The organism is Paraburkholderia acidiphila (assembly GCF_009789655.1).
Taxonomy (GTDB): Bacteria; Pseudomonadota; Gammaproteobacteria; order Burkholderiales; family Burkholderiaceae; genus Paraburkholderia; species Paraburkholderia acidiphila.
In genome coordinates this window covers 876048-892116 of record NZ_CP046910.1, presented here as the reverse complement: position 1 = coordinate 892116, position 16069 = coordinate 876048, and the positions used below count along the sequence as shown (strand labels likewise).

Annotated in this window: 14 protein-coding genes; 7 read left to right on the top strand and 7 right to left on the bottom strand. The window is 66.1% G+C overall.

The genetic code is table 11. The annotated features are described in order from the left end of the window. Positions 1-131 precede the first annotated feature (131 nt). Complete coding sequence (locus FAZ97_RS18590; protein ID WP_158759906.1) at positions 132-1103, top strand: alpha/beta fold hydrolase; 972 nt, start codon at positions 132-134, stop codon at positions 1101-1103. 66 nt (positions 1104-1169) lie between these two features. On the opposite strand, the gene FAZ97_RS18585 is transcribed toward FAZ97_RS18590, so the two are convergent. Together FAZ97_RS18585 and FAZ97_RS18580 are read right to left on the bottom strand one after the other, a co-directional pair. Next, entirely contained in the window at positions 1170-2603 is a 1434-nt protein-coding gene (locus tag FAZ97_RS18585; RefSeq protein WP_158759905.1) for a cytochrome-c peroxidase, read from the bottom strand. Between the two features lie 184 nt (positions 2604-2787). Beyond that, positions 2788-4470, bottom strand: coding sequence for a phospholipase C (locus tag FAZ97_RS18580; RefSeq protein ID WP_158760984.1), 1683 nt, complete (start codon positions 4468-4470; stop codon positions 2788-2790). Between the two features lie 622 nt (positions 4471-5092). Here FAZ97_RS18580 and FAZ97_RS18575 point away from each other — a divergent pair. Further along, positions 5093-5350, top strand: coding sequence for a hypothetical protein (locus FAZ97_RS18575; RefSeq protein ID WP_158759904.1), 258 nt, complete (start codon positions 5093-5095; stop codon positions 5348-5350). 143 nt (positions 5351-5493) lie between these two features. On the opposite strand, the gene FAZ97_RS18570 is transcribed toward FAZ97_RS18575, so the two are convergent. From FAZ97_RS18570 to FAZ97_RS18560, 3 genes are all read right to left on the bottom strand, one after another. Next, a complete protein-coding gene (locus tag FAZ97_RS18570) occupies positions 5494-6828 on the bottom strand; it encodes a multidrug efflux MFS transporter (protein WP_158759903.1) in 1335 nt (444 codons plus the stop codon). 163 nt (positions 6829-6991) lie between these two features. Beyond that, positions 6992-7396 carry a DUF302 domain-containing protein gene (locus tag FAZ97_RS18565; protein WP_158759902.1) on the bottom strand — a complete coding sequence of 135 codons (405 nt, stop codon included), beginning with the start codon at positions 7394-7396 and terminating at the stop codon, positions 6992-6994. Positions 7397-7502: 106 nt separating this feature from the next. Further along, entirely contained in the window at positions 7503-8945 is a 1443-nt protein-coding gene (locus FAZ97_RS18560) for an MFS transporter (RefSeq protein ID WP_158759901.1), read from the bottom strand. A 142-nt stretch (positions 8946-9087) separates the two neighbouring features. Between FAZ97_RS18560 and FAZ97_RS18555 the strand changes: the two genes are divergently transcribed. Beyond that, a complete protein-coding gene (locus FAZ97_RS18555; protein WP_158759900.1) occupies positions 9088-9813 on the top strand; it encodes an ArsR/SmtB family transcription factor in 726 nt (241 codons plus the stop codon). Positions 9814-9827: 14 nt separating this feature from the next. On the opposite strand, the gene FAZ97_RS18550 is transcribed toward FAZ97_RS18555, so the two are convergent. Next, positions 9828-11039: a M20 aminoacylase family protein gene (locus FAZ97_RS18550; RefSeq protein ID WP_158759899.1), complete on the bottom strand. Its 1212-nt coding sequence runs from the start codon at positions 11037-11039 to the stop codon at positions 9828-9830. 58 nt (positions 11040-11097) lie between these two features. Beyond that, the gene (locus FAZ97_RS18545; RefSeq protein WP_158759898.1) at positions 11098-12393 is read right to left on the bottom strand and encodes an MFS transporter; all 1296 of its coding nucleotides are present in this window, start codon (positions 12391-12393) and stop codon (positions 11098-11100) included. A 421-nt stretch (positions 12394-12814) separates the two neighbouring features. Here FAZ97_RS18545 and FAZ97_RS18540 point away from each other — a divergent pair, with 421 nt between their 5' ends. The 4 genes from FAZ97_RS18540 to FAZ97_RS18525 all read left to right on the top strand — a co-directional run bounded on the left by FAZ97_RS18540 (position 12815) and on the right by FAZ97_RS18525 (position 16051). After that, positions 12815-13666, top strand: coding sequence for a transporter substrate-binding domain-containing protein (locus tag FAZ97_RS18540; RefSeq protein WP_158759897.1), 852 nt, complete (start codon positions 12815-12817; stop codon positions 13664-13666). 72 nt (positions 13667-13738) lie between these two features. Next, entirely contained in the window at positions 13739-14470 is a 732-nt protein-coding gene (locus tag FAZ97_RS18535) for an ABC transporter permease (RefSeq protein WP_158759896.1), read from the top strand. Positions 14471-14487: 17 nt separating this feature from the next. Continuing rightward, positions 14488-15234 (top strand): ABC transporter permease, encoded by a 747-nt coding sequence (locus tag FAZ97_RS18530; RefSeq protein WP_158759895.1) that lies wholly within the window; start codon positions 14488-14490, stop codon positions 15232-15234. Positions 15235-15259: 25 nt separating this feature from the next. Continuing rightward, positions 15260-16051 (top strand): ABC transporter ATP-binding protein, encoded by a 792-nt coding sequence (locus FAZ97_RS18525; RefSeq protein ID WP_158759894.1) that lies wholly within the window; start codon positions 15260-15262, stop codon positions 16049-16051. Positions 16052-16069 lie beyond the last annotated feature (18 nt).

The following is a 16069-nucleotide window of genomic DNA, read 5'->3' as shown; positions in this document are numbered from 1 at the left end:
CCAGGGCCGTCCCGCTAACTCGTTCGAAACTTTCGAACGTCTGCATCATTTCCGTGGCACGGCAATCCGTGCCCGCGGAACGATCATGGGTTCAAACGCAACCGCGTTCAGACAACCCACGGAGTTCCGCGATGAAACCCTTACGCTTGCTCATGCGGCTCGGCGCCGCCCTCTTCTGTGCGGCCGCCCTGGCGCCGGCCATGCCTTCGATGTCGGCAACCGTCTCGCACCCCGCCGCCGCTGCGGCTGCCATTACGCAGCACGACATCGAAGCGAACGGCCTGCGCCTGCACTATCTCCAGGCTGGCGACAAGCAGAACGACGCCACCCCGGTTCTGCTGTTGCACGGCTACGCCGAGACCAGCCATATGTGGCAACCGCTCATGGCGCAACTGGGCCAGCAGCGCGTCGTGATCGCGCCGGACTTGCCCGGTGCGGGCAATTCGCAAATCCCGGCGAGCGGCTACGACAAAAAGACGCTCGCACAGGACATCCACGCGATGGTGCAGGCGCTCGGCTATCGCAAGGTCAAGCTCGTGGGTCACGACATCGGGCTGATGGTCGCGTATGCGTACGCCGCGCAATATCCGGACGAAGTCGAGAGCATCACGCTGATGGACGCTTTCCTGCCAGGCGTTGGCGACTGGCAAAAGGTCTGGCTGTTGCGCGACAAGTGGCACTTCAACTTCTACGGGCCCACGCCGCTCGCGCTCGTGGACGGCCGCGAGCGCATCTACTTCGAGCACTTCTGGAACGACTTCGCCGCGGACCCGAAGCACTCGGTGCCTGAAGCGGACCGCGAGCGCTATGCGGCTGCCTACGCCCGCCCCGGCCGCATGAAGGCCGGCTTCGAATACTTCCACGCGTTCCCGCAAGACGCCGCCGATTTCGCGGCGCTCGCGCAAACGCCGCTCACGATGCCCATGCTCGTGCTGGCCGGGGAAAAGGCCTCCGGCACGTTCCTCATCGATCAGGCCCGGCTCGTCGATACGAACGTGCAAGGCGTGATCATCCCGGGCGCGGGGCACTGGCTCATGGAGGAAGCGCCGGGACCGACGATGGCTGCGATCGAGCAGTTCGTGGGCGGCACGGCTGCGCGTTGAAACGCGAAGTGGCAAATGCAGGCGGCTACCCGGCCAGCTTGCCGGGGTAGCCGCCCGCACCCGCGCTCACTGCTTCGACGCCACGGGATCGTCGTTGAGCGTCTTGAGGAACGCGATGATGTCCTGAATGTCGCTTTGCGTCATCGCGGGCTTGTCGCCGAACTTGCGGTCGAACGGCGCGTCGGTCACATCCACGTTCTTCTGGAACTGCGGCGGAATATCGTCGTACTTGTCGATCTTGCCGTCGGGGCCATGCGGATAGAACTTGCCCGGGTCCGTATTGCGATCGTTGTAGAACGCCATCACGTCGTCGAGGTTGTGATACACGCCGTTATGGAAGAACACCGTGCGCGTAGCCGAGTTGCGCAGCGTGGGCGTGAGGAACATGCCGCAGTACTGCGTCTGGTCCTTGAAGTCCGAACGGAACGGGCCGCATACCCCCAGATCGAAGAAGTGCGGGTCCTTGTTCTGCGCGAGCTTGTTGTTGCGCGGCACGCCGAGCGCCTCGTACTGGTAGTCCGTGAACATGGGCGGCAGGCCGTCCTTGCCGGGCTTCGAGAGGTGGCAGCCCGCGCAGTTCGCCTTGTTCGGATCGTTGAACAGGCGCAGCCCGCGCAGCTCGGCTTGCGAGAGGCGCGCATGGCCTTCGAGCCAGCGGTCGTACTTGCTGTTATACGGATGGAACGACTGATCTTCCACCTGGTAGCGGGAGATCGCGAACATCGCCTCCGCCACGGTCAGCTTCGGGTCGCTGAAGATTCGGTCTCCGAACAACTCCGTGAAGTGTTTCGCGTACGGCGCCTTCGCGAGCTTCGTCGCCACCTGTTCGATGCTCGTGTTCGCCATTTCCACGGGATTGAGCAGCGGGCCGTAGGCCTGCTGCTGCAGCGTGTCGGCGCGGCCGTCCCAGAAGAGGCCGCCCTGCGGCACCATCTCGACCGAGGTCGACGCGCCGCCCGCCACCTTCTGCGACTTCACGACGTCGGCGGCGGCCGTGGCCTGCTGGGCGACCGTCGGCGCGTCGTCGCTTTCGCCCTGGTCGGGGCCAATGCTGAAGTTCGGCTGGCGGTACAGGTACATCAGCGAAGGCGGCGGGCGATAACCCTGCTGGTTCATCGCGAGGCCGCCCATCTGCACATCGTGCCCATTCGGAGGACCGTACGAACGGTCGGGGCTATGGCACGAAGCACAGGACTGCTGACCGGAGCCCGAGAGCGCCGGGTCGAAGAAAAGCTGCTTGCCGAGCTGCGCCATCGCCGAAAGCGGCGCGACTGGCGGGCGCTGCAGCACCACGGGGTGCGGATTCGCGCCGGTCAGGTTCTCGACGACCTCGCCCACGGCATCGGGAACGCTGGCCGGAAACGCCACGGCGTAGGCGCAAAAACCCAGTGCACCGACCGCGATCACGGCGGCGGTGCCGCGCAAAACGAGCCGCATGGGGCTCGACGCGCTGCGCGCTTTGGGCGAGGAGGAGCCAGGCGAAGTGGAAAGCTCGGACATGATTCGATCTTTCTTTGCGTAATACCACGAGAAGGAAAAGCCGAACGCCGCGAGCCGCCAGCGAACATCGAAGCTGGCGTGCAACGCGGCGAGAGCCACACGACGTGACAACGGCGCGAGGCCGGCCGCCCTGCACGCGCGAGACTGGCGCGGGCGGACGGTCGAGACTCGCGCCGGACGTCGATCAGATCGACGGCGCGGAGCTCAACTGCGTGCCCAGCGTGCCGTCGAGATACAACACCGGCAAATTACCCGTACCGCTAAAGTTGAACAGCGCGCGCATGTCGCCCGCCGCTGCGTCGAACGAACCGCCGCCAAGACGTGCGCCGCCGAGCCAGTTGTCTTCGATGAAGCGCACAACCGATGCTTGATCGATGAACGTGTGGTCGACGTAGTTGGCCTTCGCCCACGGCGAGATCACGAGGAACGGAATGCGCGTGCCCGGACCGCAGCGGCCGTTGACCGGCGCGCCCGCGACACCCGTGGGCTGCGTGCCCGTGCCGCAAACGGCGTTGCCGTTGAGCTGGTCGGCCGCGTTCAGCGACGAATGCACCGGCGCCATGTACTGGTGGTCGTACCAGCCGTCCGAATCGTCATAGGTCACGACAACCGCCGTGTTCTTCCAGTCGGGCTGCTGCATCAGGAAGTTCACGACCTTGGTCACGAACTGCTGCTCGTCGAGCGGGTCCGAATAGCCCGCGTGCGCGTCCTGGGCAGCAGGCGCCTTGAGGAAGCTCACCGACGGGAAGTTGCCCGCCTTCACAGCCGCGAAGAAGTCGTCCGTGTCGTACTGGTGGTTGGCCGGGTCCAGCGTCTTGCCGTCTGTTTCGAGCGTCGCGCCAATAGCCGCCGTCGAGCTCGGGCGCAGATGCTGCGGGTTCGCCGTCGTCTTGAAGTACTGGAACCAGTTGTGGTGCGGGCTGTAGTCCGCGGTCGCCGCGTTCACGGCCGTAGCGACCGTGCTGCGCAGGCACCCCGTCGTACCGTTCGCGTTGACCGTCTGCAAGTTGAAGCCGCCCATGAAGCCGCCCCACGTGATCTTCTGCGCGTTCAGCAGGTCGCCGATGTTCTGCGCGTTGATCATGCCCTGGTCGGTCTTCTTCGAGCAGGTGTCGTAGCCCGGATCGACGTCGCCCATCAGCGTGAAGCCATTTACGCCGTCCTCGATGTAGTAGCTGGGCGTCGCAACCGTCGAGGGCAGCGCCGTCGTGTTCACGAGTTCGAGCCCGTTGGTCTGGCCCGACACGACTTCGAGTGCACCCGGCGTCGACGGACCGTAGGTCGTGGTCCACGCGTTGTCGCTCATGGCGAACTTCTGCGCGTAGTTCCACATCGCCGTAACAGTGTTGCCGTCGTAATAGCCCATCACCTGGCCCTTCGTGCCGAAGGCGCCTGCGCCGCCGCTCGTGCCCTTACCCGTGTACGTCGGGAACAGATCGAGCAAGCCGTTGTCGCCGGCCTGCTGCTCGGCCGTGTAGGCGTGGTTCTGGTCGGCGGTGGCGGCCTGCGTGCGGTCGAGGCGGAACGGCGGCGATGCGTTCGCGCCGTTGAGCGTCGTGCTCGCGTTGCCGTTCGAGTTGATCAGCGCGCTAGTGAGGCCATTGACCGTCGGCGTGCCCGAAGCCGCCGTGAAAGCGGGCTCGCCGCCCGGATTCGTGGCGTTCGGGTAGGTGGCGAAGTAGTGGTCGAACGAAACGTTCTCGCCGTAGATCACGACGAGATGCTTGATCGGCGTGGCCGTCGACAAGGTGTCTTGTGCCGACGCGACGGCTGCAGAGGTCCCCGGATTCGAATTGCTGCTGCCGCACGCAAACAGAGCGGCAGCGAGGCCCGCACAAGGCAGGGCGAGTAATGCTCGGCGATACAACATGTAATTAGGCTCCATCGATTGTTCGAGTTGATTTTTAGAGTCCTTCAGACGCGGCGCGCACAAGTGCGCCCTGCCGCCGCGCTGTCAGGCGGGGCCCCATCCATTCTGCGCACAGGCCCCCATGCGCCTTACATCAGAGCGAGCGCATTACAACATCGCAAGATGACTACACGGCGACCGTTTAATTTCCGAATACTTTCATTGAATTTCAGATCCGAAAGGATCGCGGGAAGGACCGCGTATGCGGGCGTGCGGATTCGGCCCTGGATCCGGGCCGCGCGCGGGCCGAGGGTCGGCCCATTGCACTCCCTGCGGCGCGAGCTATAACTGGAAGTACAGCGCGGATGTTCTCTGCGCGCCCGCTCGCCCCTTCTTCTTGCGTCGCGCCGCGCTGTGCCGCCCCCGAATGCGTGGGCGCGCTTCTTTCGTGAGTAGTGAGCTAAGACGTTCGGCAGCCGTGCGCTGCGCGCAGGCATCCCGACTTTCCAGATGAGTGTGCGGCTTCAGGCTTTGCCTTTTGCTCGCGCGCACCTTCGCCGCGGAGTCACTCCGCTTTCTCACGCAGTGACTTCGTCATTGCCGCGAAGGCGCACTCACGAACTCGAGAAAGGAGGTTGATATGACACTACGCCTGGCATTGATCGCCCTGTGCGTGGCGGCCGTGGCAGCCGTCGCGCCCGGCACGGCGCGCGCGAAGGACGAGCCAGTTCCGCAGGAGCGCGCGCATCAGACGATGACCGATGACGCCGATGCTTCGGCTCAGGCCAGTACCGACATGTCGTACGGCGGCACACCCGACACGAGCAGCGCCTCGGGCCACCGCACGGGCAAGATGTGCTGGCCGCGTCCCGATTGCGACATTTTCAAGGCTCACTGAAATCCGGCCATTGAGCCGCACCCGGTAGTCGAGCGCCGATGCACCTGAGGCGGCGGCGCGCAAGTCGCGCCGCCCTCGCCTTTCTCTCTTTCATCCCTGCGCGCGTCGCGGTTGGCGCCGCTGTTGCCGCCGCAGTTGCCACTTCATGCGCGCCGGGCGAAACCCACCGTGCGCCACGCAAACAGCGCGCCCGCCAGCATCAACAGGCTCGTGCCGAGGAACACGGCGCGCATGCCCAGATGTCCGCCCACGAAGCCGCCGATCAGCGGCCCGAGCACCTGCCCCGCGAATTGCGCCGATACCGAATAGCCGAGCACGCTGCCCGCGGCATGGTCCGGCGCGTTGTGACGAATGACCGTCGCGATGCACGGCAGGAGCGCCGCGAGCGACACACCCATGAGAAAGCGCAGCGCGACGAGTTGCCAACCCGCCGTGACGAACGCCTGCGGCACGAGCAGCACGGCCGAGACCGCGAGCGCGCCGACGATCACCTTCGCGTGCCCCACGCGGTCCGCCATGCGCCCGAGGCGCGAAGCCGCGACGATGCTGCCGAGCGCCGCCGCCGACATTGCGAGGCCCGCGACGAAGGTCACGCGCGCGGGGTCGTGCACGAGCGTCGCCACGTACACGGTGATGATGGGTTCGATCGACATGTTGGCGAGCATGAGCAGCATGCCGGTCACGAGCATGGCGACGATCGGGCGCTTGTCGGGCAGCGCCGACCAGCCGCCCTTGTGCGCGGCTTGCGCTACGCGCGGGGGGCGCGGCGCTTCCTTCACGAACACGCAGGTCGCGATGAAGGCCGCGAAGATCGTTGCGCCCGCCACCCAGAACGTGGCGCGCAAGCCGATCAGCGGCGGCAGCGATCCGCCCAGCAGCGGCCCGATGAGATTGCCGGCCATGATGCCCGACGACAGCACGCCGAGCGCCCAGGCCGAGCGGTGACGCGGCGTTTGCGTGGCGACGAGGATCGTCGAGCCCGACGAATACCCGCCCGCGAAACCGGCAAGCAGACGCAGCGCGACGAGCTGCCAGATATTGCGCGACATGCCGATGAGCGACATCGTGATCGCCATCCCGAGGCTCGCGCGCACGAGCATGGGCTTGCGGCCATAGCGGTCGCCGAGACGCCCCCACACCGGCGCGACGAGCGCGGCCGTGAAGAACGTCGCGCTGTACGCAATGCCCGACCACTGCACGATCGCCGCGTGGCCGCGCACGCCCAGTTCCTCCACGTAGAGCGGCAGGAACGGCAGCATCAGCGTCATGGCGACGAGCGTGGTGAACGAGCCCACCACACAGACCGCGAGATTGCGGCGCCAGTGCTGCGCGAACGCGACGTCGTGCGGATTTTCCGGGAGCACTGGCTTCGTGCCGGCAACCGCGGGCGAAGGTGTGGATGAAGAAGCGGAAGTCGAGTCGGACGCCCCGGCGCGATCGCGTGGCGGATCGTCGGGGTCTTCTGCGCGGGAGGTCATCGGCGGATCGAGGCAGCGGCGGGCAACGCGCTTCGCCCGCTGGCCGGGCGAAGTCGCAATGCGCGTACGTTAAGCGAAGCGCGCCGCGCCTGTCAATTTTTTAAGCGTCTGCCGAACATGAGCCCGCTGTGCGTGCGCCGCTTATTGCACATTTACTGCACGTTCATTGCACGGCAACCTGCAGCAGCCCCACCACGCGCTGCAGCGGCACGAGCACTTCAGTGTCGATGCCATAGAGCGGGCCAAGCGTCTGCGAGACGTCGCGATAGTCGAGCCGCGTGTGCCCTTCGTTGTCTTCCCAGATCACCATGCGCAGCGGCAACTCCACCGCCGCGTGCGGGTTGGCCGCCATGACGGGCGTACCCGCCTTCGGATTGCCGAACAGGATGAGGCGCGTGCGGCGCAGGCTGAGCCCGGCAGTCTCGGCGGCTTCGCGCTGATCGACGTCGGCGAAAATATCCGCGCCCGCCTTGGCGAGCGCTGCCTTCAGGCGCGCGATCGTCGTCTCGAAGTCGTGCGCGCTCTTGAGCGACAGCACAGACGAGGGATGTTGCCCGTACTCGGCCATGACAAACTCCTCCTATGGCGCGTGGCCCGCGCGAATGCGCGATGCATGCAACGGCACTTTATCCCAGAATTCACGGCGAATGATTCAGGGCGTGCGCCGGGAGGATTCAGGCGTGCGGCTTCGCGGCACGCGCCTTCTTGGCGTCGCGCGCGTGGGCGGCCTGCGCGATGTAGGCAGTGTCGTGTGACCAGGCACGCCACCACACCCACGCAGCGCCCGCCGAAAGCACGGTGGCGATCAGCAGATTCAGGCGCATACCCGCGCCGACCGACGCGCGCCCGGCGATCATGGCGCCCGCAACGGCCACGCCGAGCGCCGCGCCGGTCTGCCGCGCGGCGTTGAGCACGCCGGCCGCAATGCCCGCGCGGCCCTGATCGACCGTCGCCATGAGCGCCGCCGTGGCGGCGGGCATGCTCAGGCTCGCGGCGAAACCGATGGCCGGCAACGGCAAGGCCAGCACGCCGTATCGCGCCGTCGTCCCACACACCGCCGCGCCCAGGTAGCCCGCTGCCGCGAGCACGCAAGCAAGCGCGACGAGCGCGCGCGGCCCGAGCCACGCGACCGCGCGCCGCGAAAGCAGACTGCCGAGCGGCACCATCACGGTAAGCGGCAGGAAAGCGAGGCCCGCGCGCAACGGCGCGTAGCCGCGCTCCTGCTGGAGATACAGGCTGAGTGCGAATAGCAGGCCGTAGAACGTGAACGCCGAAATCATCGAGACCAGCACGGCCGCGCTGAACACGGGCTCGCGGAAGAAACCGAGCGGCAGCATCGGCTGCGCGTGATGCTTTTCGAGCGCGACGAAGGCGATCCCCGCCACGAACGCCAGCACGAGACCGCCCGCAACGAGCGGTGCATGCCAGCCGTGCGCAGGCGCTTCGATGATGGCGGCATTGAGCAGCGCGAGCGCCGCGACGGCCGCCGTCTGACCTGCGAGATCGAGCCGGCGCGGCAGGCCTCCGCGCGGCTGCGGCGCCACGCGCGCGGCCATGACGATGCCCGCGAGGCACACCGGCACGTTGAGCAGGAAAATGCTGCGCCAGCCGGCGAGCCCGATCAGAATGCCGCCCAGCAACGGGCCCGCCGCCATCGCGACGCCTCCCATCCCGGCCCACACACCGAAGGCGGCGGCGCGCTCGCGCGCGTTGGCACATGCGCCGTTGATGAGCGCCATCGATGCCGGCACGAGCAGCGCCGCGCCTATGCCCTGCAGCACGCGTCCGAGCGTGAGAAACACGAGGCTCGGCGCGGCGCCGCACAACAGCGAGGCGGCGGTAAAGACCGCGAGCCCGGCCATATAGACATGGCGCGCGCCCAGCCGGTCGCCGAGCGTGCCGCCCGAAAGCAGCAGGCTCGCGAACGTGAGCGTATAGGCGTTCACGACCCACTGCAGGCCGGATACGCCGCCGGCAAGACTCGCGCCGATGCGCTCCAGCGCAACGTTGACGATCGAGGTGTCGAGGATCACCACGACATAGCTGATGCTCGTGGCCCAAAGCACCCGGCGCTGCTGTTCGCGGTTGTGTGTGTTGTGTGTCTCGTGCGTCTGCATGGGCTCTCCCGCTACGCCCGCGCGCGTTGGGCGCCGGCCATGAGCCCAGTATCGGATGCGCGGCAGCGGCGATGCTTCGATGCGTGTCGAAACATGCGACCCTGCTCGCGCGTTACGCTATGGGTATCTCCTGGAGAACAGCATGAACCTGCACCCGAGGGTGTCCGCCACGGCATTCCTGATCGCCGATCCCGCGCGCGCCGCGATGCTGATGGCGCTCGCCGACGGCCGCGCGCTGCCCGCCGGCGAACTCGCTTACGCGGCCGGTGTGACCGCGCAAACCGCGAGCAGCCATCTGGCGAAGCTGCTGGACGGCGGGCTGCTCGCTGTGGAAAAGGAAGGCCGCCACCGCTACTACCGTCTCGCGGACGCGCAGGTCGCCACCTTGCTCGAAAACCTCGCAGCAGTCGGCGCGCGCGTGCCGGTGCGCCGCAAGCCGCTTGGCCGCGAGGCGCAGAACCTGCGTTTCGCGCGCTGCTGCTACGACCATCTCGCGGGCCAGGTGGGCGTGGCGCTCACGACTCGCCTCGCGCATGCCGGGCTCATCACCGCCGAAGCCGACAAACGCTTTGCGGTGACGCCAGCAGGCGCGGCATGGTTCGGCGAGCTCGGACTCGATGTCGCCGCGCTCAAGCCGGGGCGTCACGGCGTTGCGCGTCAATGCCTCGACTGGACCGAGCGCCAGCATCATCTGGCCGGGCCGCTCGGCGTGGCCTTTCTCACGCTGCTGTGCGAACGCGGCTGGATGCGGCGCACGAATGCTTCGCGCGCGGTGCAGGTCACGCCGCGCGGCTGGGTCGATCTGCGCGAGCGGCTGGGCCTGACGCCTGAATTGCTGACCGCCAGCACAGATGATTCGATTACCTAACTAATCGTGGATCGTCACGCCACGAGGAACCGCTGCGCGAGCCGCACCCAGCACGCCGCGCCAAGCGGCAACACCTGGTCGTTGAAGTCGTAGCCGGGGTTGTGCACCATGCAGCCGCCGAACTCCCCTTCGCCGTTTCCGAGCAGCAGGTAGCAACCGGGCACCGCGTTAAGCATCCACGCGAAGTCCTCGCTGCCGTTCAAGCCCTTCGGCGCCTGCATGACCACATTGTCCTCGCCCACCAGCTCCGCGCAGACCTGCTGCGCGAGTGTGGTTTCTTCCGGCGTATTGACCATCGGCGGCGTGAGTTGCCGGTAGTCGATCTGCGCTTCTACGCCGTGCGCCTGCGCCGTGAGCGCCACGATCTCCCGCACGCGTGACTCCACGAGCGCACGGGTTTCGGGGCGCGCCGCGCGGATGTTCAGGCCGAGCGTGACCGTCTCCGGTATCACGTTGTGGGTCGCGCCGCCGCGAATGTAGCCCACGGACACCACCGCCGACTCGTCGGGCGCCACGTTGCGCGCGACGATGGTTTGCAGCGCCGTCACGAGCGCCGCCGCGGCCACGATGGGGTCTTTCACGCGGTGCGGCATCGCGCCGTGGCCGCCCACGCCCTTCAGCGTCACGTCGGCCACATCCGACGAAAGGCTCACCGACCCCGGCAGCACGCGAAACGTCCCGGCCGGCACGCCCGGCATGTTATGCAGCGCATACACGGCATCGCAGGGAAAGCGCTCGAACAGACCGTCTTCGATCATCGCCTTCGCGCCGCACAGGTTCTCTTCGTCGGGCTGGAAGATCAGGTTGAGCGTGCCGTCGAAATCGCGGCGCTCCGCCAGCGTTTTCGCAGCGGCAAGCAAAATAGCCGTGTGGCCGTCGTGGCCGCACGCGTGCATCTTGCCGGGCGTCTGGCTCGCGTACGGCAGGCCCGTGTTCTCGACGATCGGCAGCGCGTCCATGTCAGCGCGTATGCCCAGACGCCGCTTGCCCTCGCCCACTTTGAGCTGCCCCACCACGCCGCTGCGGCCGATGCCCGTGTGCACTTCGTAGCCCCACTTCTCCAGCAGCATGGCAACGAGCTTCGCCGTGGCGCCCACTTCGAAACCTAGTTCGGGCTGCGAATGAATCTGGCGGCGAATGTCGATGAACGTCCCCGCGTCGATCTCGATCTCGGGCAGCAAGGTGGGCAGCAACTGGAACGGGGTGAGCGACGATTCACGTTTCATGAGGATTCCGTTGTTCGTATGAAGGATCGAAAGGCGAGAAACCACGCGCAGCGCGTCGTTAGCTGACACGCTGCTCGCGAATCGCACCGATGGCGCACAGCGAGATGAGCCCGCAAACCACGAGGTAGAACGCGGGCGAAAGCGGATTGCCGGTCTTCGCGAGCAGCCACGTGACGATGAACTGCGAGCTGCCGCCGAACACCGTCACACCCACGCTATAGATGACCGAAAGGCCGCTTGCTCGCACGCCGGCGGGGAGCATTTCCATGAGAATCAGCAGCATGGGCGTGGAACCGAGATTCGCGGCGGCGGTAATCATGACCGCGAGCGCGAGCACGAGCGGCACGCTCGGCACGCGCGTCATCAGCCAGAACGCGGGCACGATGGCCACGATGTTGAAGAGCAGCGCGCCCAGCGCAAGCCGCTTGCGGCGCGCGAGGCGATCGGCGAGACGCCCCGAGACGAGCGATGCGACGAGCATCGTGAGGCCCGTGGCGCAGCCCGAAAGCAGCGAAAGCGACGGCGGCATCTTGAGCACGCGGATCATGTAGGTCGGCATGAAGAACACCACGAGATACATCCCCACCGTGCCCGCCGTGATCGAGAGAATGCCAAGGCCCACTTTCGCGCCATGCTCGCGCATGAGCGTGCCGATCGGGCTCGGCGCATCGGGCTCGGCTTCATGCGTTTCGTCGAGTTTCGAGCGGATATAGAGGCCCACCGGCGCGATCAGCAGACCGCCGAGGAACGGCAGACGCCAGCCCCAGTTCTCCAGCGCCTGCGGCGAGAGCGTGGCGTAGAGCACCGCGCCCGTGAGCGCGCCGATGAGCGCCGAGATGCCCTGGCTGCCCAGTTGCCAGCTCACGCGAAAGCCGCGCTGCCCCACTTCCCCGGACTCCATCAGCATGGCCGTGGATGCGCCGATTTCGCCGCCGAGCGAGAAGCCTTGCAGAAGGCGCCCCGCGAGGATCACGAGCGAGCCCATCACGCCGGCCTGCGCGTAGGTGGGCGCGAACGCAATGCATAGCGTGCCCGCCACCATCAGCGCGATGGTCAGCGTCATGGCGGCCTTGCGCCCGCGCCGGTCGGCGTAGCTGCCGATCACGAGACCACCGAGCGGACGCATGACGAAGCCGATGCCGAACGTCGCCACGGCGAGCAGCAGCGAACCGTAAGGGCTGTCCGACGGGAAAAAGAGCCGGCCGATCAGGAGCGCGAAAAAGCTGTACACCGTGAAGTCGTACATTTCGAGCGCATTGCCGATCGAACAGGCGGCGATCAGGCGGAACTGGCTCTGACGAGTCGTCGCGGGCGGCGCGATCGGGGCGGTGGCGCTGAGCGTTGCGTCATTCATGGCGGATCTCCGCGAGCGGTGCAGCGGTGGGACAGCGGGAATGGGAACCGGCCGAACGATATTCAGGCCAGCCACATTTTTGAAAGAAGTCACAAATTTTCATCTTGATAACCGGATGGAATCGCAGCGAAATGCAACGGCCATCGCACTTCAGTCTCAATTTCCCGGCCCTCTAAATGACTAGACAATTTTGAAAGAAACAGGCCTGAGCACCATTGCCACCGCCCCGGCAACGCCCTGCCGCTCGAAGGAGGCCGGGTCTGGCCGATTACACGTGGATTGACAGGGTTTTCCATGAGCCCGTATTTCTGAAATTCGCTTGCACTCAAATTCTTTTCTCGCCATTCTTGTCTATGCAAGTCACGCGAACGAAAGAACGTACCCACGGGTCGACAGTACCCACCGACAAAGGAGCATGGTCATGCAGGCGAAGTACACCCGGCTGGCAAAGGCGCTGATCGGCGCAGCACTCGGCGTCACGCTGCTTGGAAGCGGCAGCGCCGGCGCGAAGGAATGGAAAAGCGTGACGATCGCGCTCGACGGCAGCTATGCCCCCTGGAACCTGACGCTGCCCGGCGGCAAGCTCGGTGGCTTCGAACCGGAACTCGTCGAAAACTTGTGCGCGCGCGCACAGATCCAGTGCAAGCTCGTCGCCCAGGATTGGGACGGGATGATTCCGGGCCTTCAGGCCGGTAAGTTCGATGTCCTGATGGATGCGATCTCGATCACGCCGGACCGCGAGAAGATCATCGCCTTCTCGAAGCCCTATGCGTCGACGCCGGCGTCGTTCGCCGTGTCCGATACGAAGATCCTGCCGAAGGGCGGCCCGAACACGCAGCCGCTCAAGCTCGACGCCGACTCGCGCAGCAATGCGCCCGCCATCGAATCGATGCGCCACGCGCTGAAGGGCAAGACCATCGGCATCCAGTCGGGCACCGTCTATACGGGCTTCATCAACGCCAACTTCAAGGACGTCGCGTCGGTACGCGTGTACAAGACCGCGCCCGAGCGTGATCTCGATCTCGCGAACGGCCGCATCGACGCCACCTTCGACGACGTGACCTACTACACCGCCAACGCCGACAAGTCGCCAGTGGTGATTGCCGGCACGATGATCGCCGGCCCGATCTGGGGTCCCGGCGAAGGCCTCGCATTCCGCAAGCAGGACGCCGACCTGAAGGCGAAGTTCGACACCGCAATCACCGCGGCGCTTGCCGACGGCACCGTGAAGAAACTCGCCCTGAAGTGGTTCAAGACCGACGTGACGCCCTAAGCGCCGCATCCAGGCCATGCGCGCGCCGCTTCCGGCGCGCGCCTTTGCTTCCCGACCCGCGTGGATCAAGCCATGTCTCTGTTATCGCTCTTCAACACACTCGGCCTCGGGCCGGACGGCTGGGGTAGCGTGCTGCTCCTCGGCGCGTTGATGACTGTCGTCCTGACGCTTGCCGCACTCGCGATCGGCGCGGTGTTCGGTGCGCTCATCGCCGCTGCGAAACTTTCGCGCTGGCGCGTGCTGCGCGTATTCGGCGACTTCTACACGACCGTGTTTCGCGGCGTGCCCGAACTGCTCGTCATCTATCTGTTCTATTTCGGCGGCTCCTCGCTCGTCACCACCGTCGGCCAGTGGTTCGGCGCAGACGGTTTCGTCGGCGTGCCGCCCTTCGCCGTCGGCGCGTTCGCGGTTGGCATGATCTCGGGCGCCTATCAGGCCGAGGTGTATCGCGCCGCGGTGATCGCGGTTGCGCGCGGCGAAATCGAAGCCGCTCGCGCGATCGGCATGCCGACGCTGACGATGTTTCGCCGCATCCTGATCCCGCAGGTGCTGCGCTACGCGCTGCCCGGCATCGGCAACGTCTGGCAACTGAGCCTCAAGGACTCCGCACTGATATCGGTCACCGGGCTCGCCGAGCTGCTGCGTGCGAGCCAGATCGCGGCAGGCTCGACGCATCAGTACTTCCTCTTCTTCGTCGCTGGTGGCGTGCTGTATCTCGCCATGACGGGTGTGTCGAACCGTGTCTTTGGGCGTGCCGAAGCGATCGTCGGCCGCTCGTTCAAGCGCAACTTCGCGCGCAACTGATCAGGGAGCGCTCAATCATGACTATCGATTTCGCGTTCCTGCTCGACACCCTGCGCCAGCTCATTGGCGCCGTGCCGACAACGCTAGGCCTTTTCTTCGCTTCGCTCGTGCTGGGCGGCCTGCTCTCGCTCGTGATCGTCACGATGCGGGTGTCGCCGCACTGGCTGCCGAACCGTTTTGCGCGCGCGTACATCCTCGTATTTAGAGGCTCCCCGCTGCTGATCCAGATGTTCCTCGTCTATTACGGCCTCGGGCAGTTCGGCGTGATTCGCGAAAGCTTTCTGTGGCCGGTGCTGCGCGAACCCTATGTCTGCGCCGTCCTGTCGCTCGCGCTGTGCACGGCGGGATATACGGCCGAGATCATCCGCGGCGGCCTCATGGCGGTGCCCGTCGGGCAGATCGAAGCCGGGTACTCGATCGGCCTTTCCGGTTTCGCCCTGCTGCGCCGCGTGATCGGGCCGATCGCGCTGCGCCAGTGCCTGCCCGCCTATTCGACGGAAGCCGTGCTGCTCGTCAAGTCGACGGCGCTGGCAAGCCTCGTCACCGTGTGGGAAGTGACGGGCGTCGCGCAGCAGATCATTCAGCAGACCTATCGCACGACCGAGGTGTTCACGTGCGCTGCGCTCATTTACCTGTTCCTGAACTTCGTCGTCGTGCGGTTGATCGGCTTCGTCGAGCAACGGCTCTCGCGTCACCTGCGTGCGTCGCCGCCCGCCGTACGCAAGCCCGCCGCGCCGCTCGAAGCCAGCCGCGCCGTATCGTGACCCGCCGCCCTATCCGGAGAGATTGATGAACCCATCTGCACCCGTTGCGCTGTCGGTACGCAATATCCACAAATCGTTCGGCGACCATCACGTCCTGAAGGGCATTTCGCTCGACGCTCACGAGGGCGACGTCATTTCCATTCTCGGCGCGAGCGGCTCGGGCAAGAGCACGTTGCTGCGCTGCCTGAACCTGCTCGAGACGCCCGACGACGGTTCGGTCGCGCTCGCGGGCGAGGAACTCAAGATGAAGCGCCGCCGCGACGGCAAGCTGCATCCGGGCGACCGCCGCCAGGTCGACCGCGTGCGCTCGCAGCTCGGCATGGTGTTTCAGAACTTCAACCTGTGGTCGCACATGACCGTGCTCGAGAACCTGATCGAAGGGCCCATGCGCGTCCTCAAGCGCAGCCGCGCGGAGTCGGTCGAAGAAGCCGAAGCGCTGCTCGCCAAGGTCGGTCTCGCGGACAAACGCGGCCACTATCCAGCACATCTGTCGGGCGGTCAGCAGCAGCGCGTCGCGATTGCGCGCGCGCTCGCCATGCATCCGAAGGTGATGTTGTTCGACGAACCGACCTCGGCGCTCGATCCCGAGCTGGTCGGCGAGGTGCTGCGCGTAATGCGCACGCTCGCCGCCGAAGGCCGCACGATGCTGGTCGTTACGCACGAGATGGGCTTTGCGCGCCACGTGTCGAATCGCGTGATGTTCCTGCATCAGGGCCAGGTGGATTCGGACGGCACGCCAGAAGAGGTCTTCGGCGAACTGAAGTCGGAACGCTTCCGCCAGTTCGTGTCGAGTCACCAGGATCGCAACGCTCACTGAACCCGCGCAACGCACAAG

Bases quoted from the DNA above. Each gene is read 5' to 3' on its own strand.
- FAZ97_RS18585 (WP_158759905.1), bottom strand. From the start codon at position 2,603: ATGTCCGAGCTTTCCACTTCGCCTGGCTCCTCCTCGCCCAAAGCGCGC.
- FAZ97_RS18555 (WP_158759900.1), top strand. From the start codon at position 9,088: ATGAACCTGCACCCGAGGGTGTCCGCCACGGCATTCCTGATCGCCGAT.
- FAZ97_RS18525 (WP_158759894.1), top strand. From the start codon at position 15,260: ATGAACCCATCTGCACCCGTTGCGCTGTCGGTACGCAATATCCACAAA.
- FAZ97_RS18575 (WP_158759904.1), top strand. From the start codon at position 5,093: ATGACACTACGCCTGGCATTGATCGCCCTGTGCGTGGCGGCCGTGGCA.
- FAZ97_RS18590 (WP_158759906.1), top strand. From the start codon at position 132: ATGAAACCCTTACGCTTGCTCATGCGGCTCGGCGCCGCCCTCTTCTGT.
- FAZ97_RS18545 (WP_158759898.1), bottom strand. From the start codon at position 12,393: ATGAATGACGCAACGCTCAGCGCCACCGCCCCGATCGCGCCGCCCGCG.
- FAZ97_RS18530 (WP_158759895.1), top strand. From the start codon at position 14,488: ATGACTATCGATTTCGCGTTCCTGCTCGACACCCTGCGCCAGCTCATT.
- FAZ97_RS18535 (WP_158759896.1), top strand. From the start codon at position 13,739: ATGTCTCTGTTATCGCTCTTCAACACACTCGGCCTCGGGCCGGACGGC.
- FAZ97_RS18540 (WP_158759897.1), top strand. From the start codon at position 12,815: ATGCAGGCGAAGTACACCCGGCTGGCAAAGGCGCTGATCGGCGCAGCA.
- FAZ97_RS18560 (WP_158759901.1), bottom strand. From the start codon at position 8,945: ATGCAGACGCACGAGACACACAACACACACAACCGCGAACAGCAGCGC.
- FAZ97_RS18565 (WP_158759902.1), bottom strand. From the start codon at position 7,396: ATGGCCGAGTACGGGCAACATCCCTCGTCTGTGCTGTCGCTCAAGAGC.
- FAZ97_RS18550 (WP_158759899.1), bottom strand. From the start codon at position 11,039: ATGAAACGTGAATCGTCGCTCACCCCGTTCCAGTTGCTGCCCACCTTG.
- FAZ97_RS18570 (WP_158759903.1), bottom strand. From the start codon at position 6,828: ATGACCTCCCGCGCAGAAGACCCCGACGATCCGCCACGCGATCGCGCC.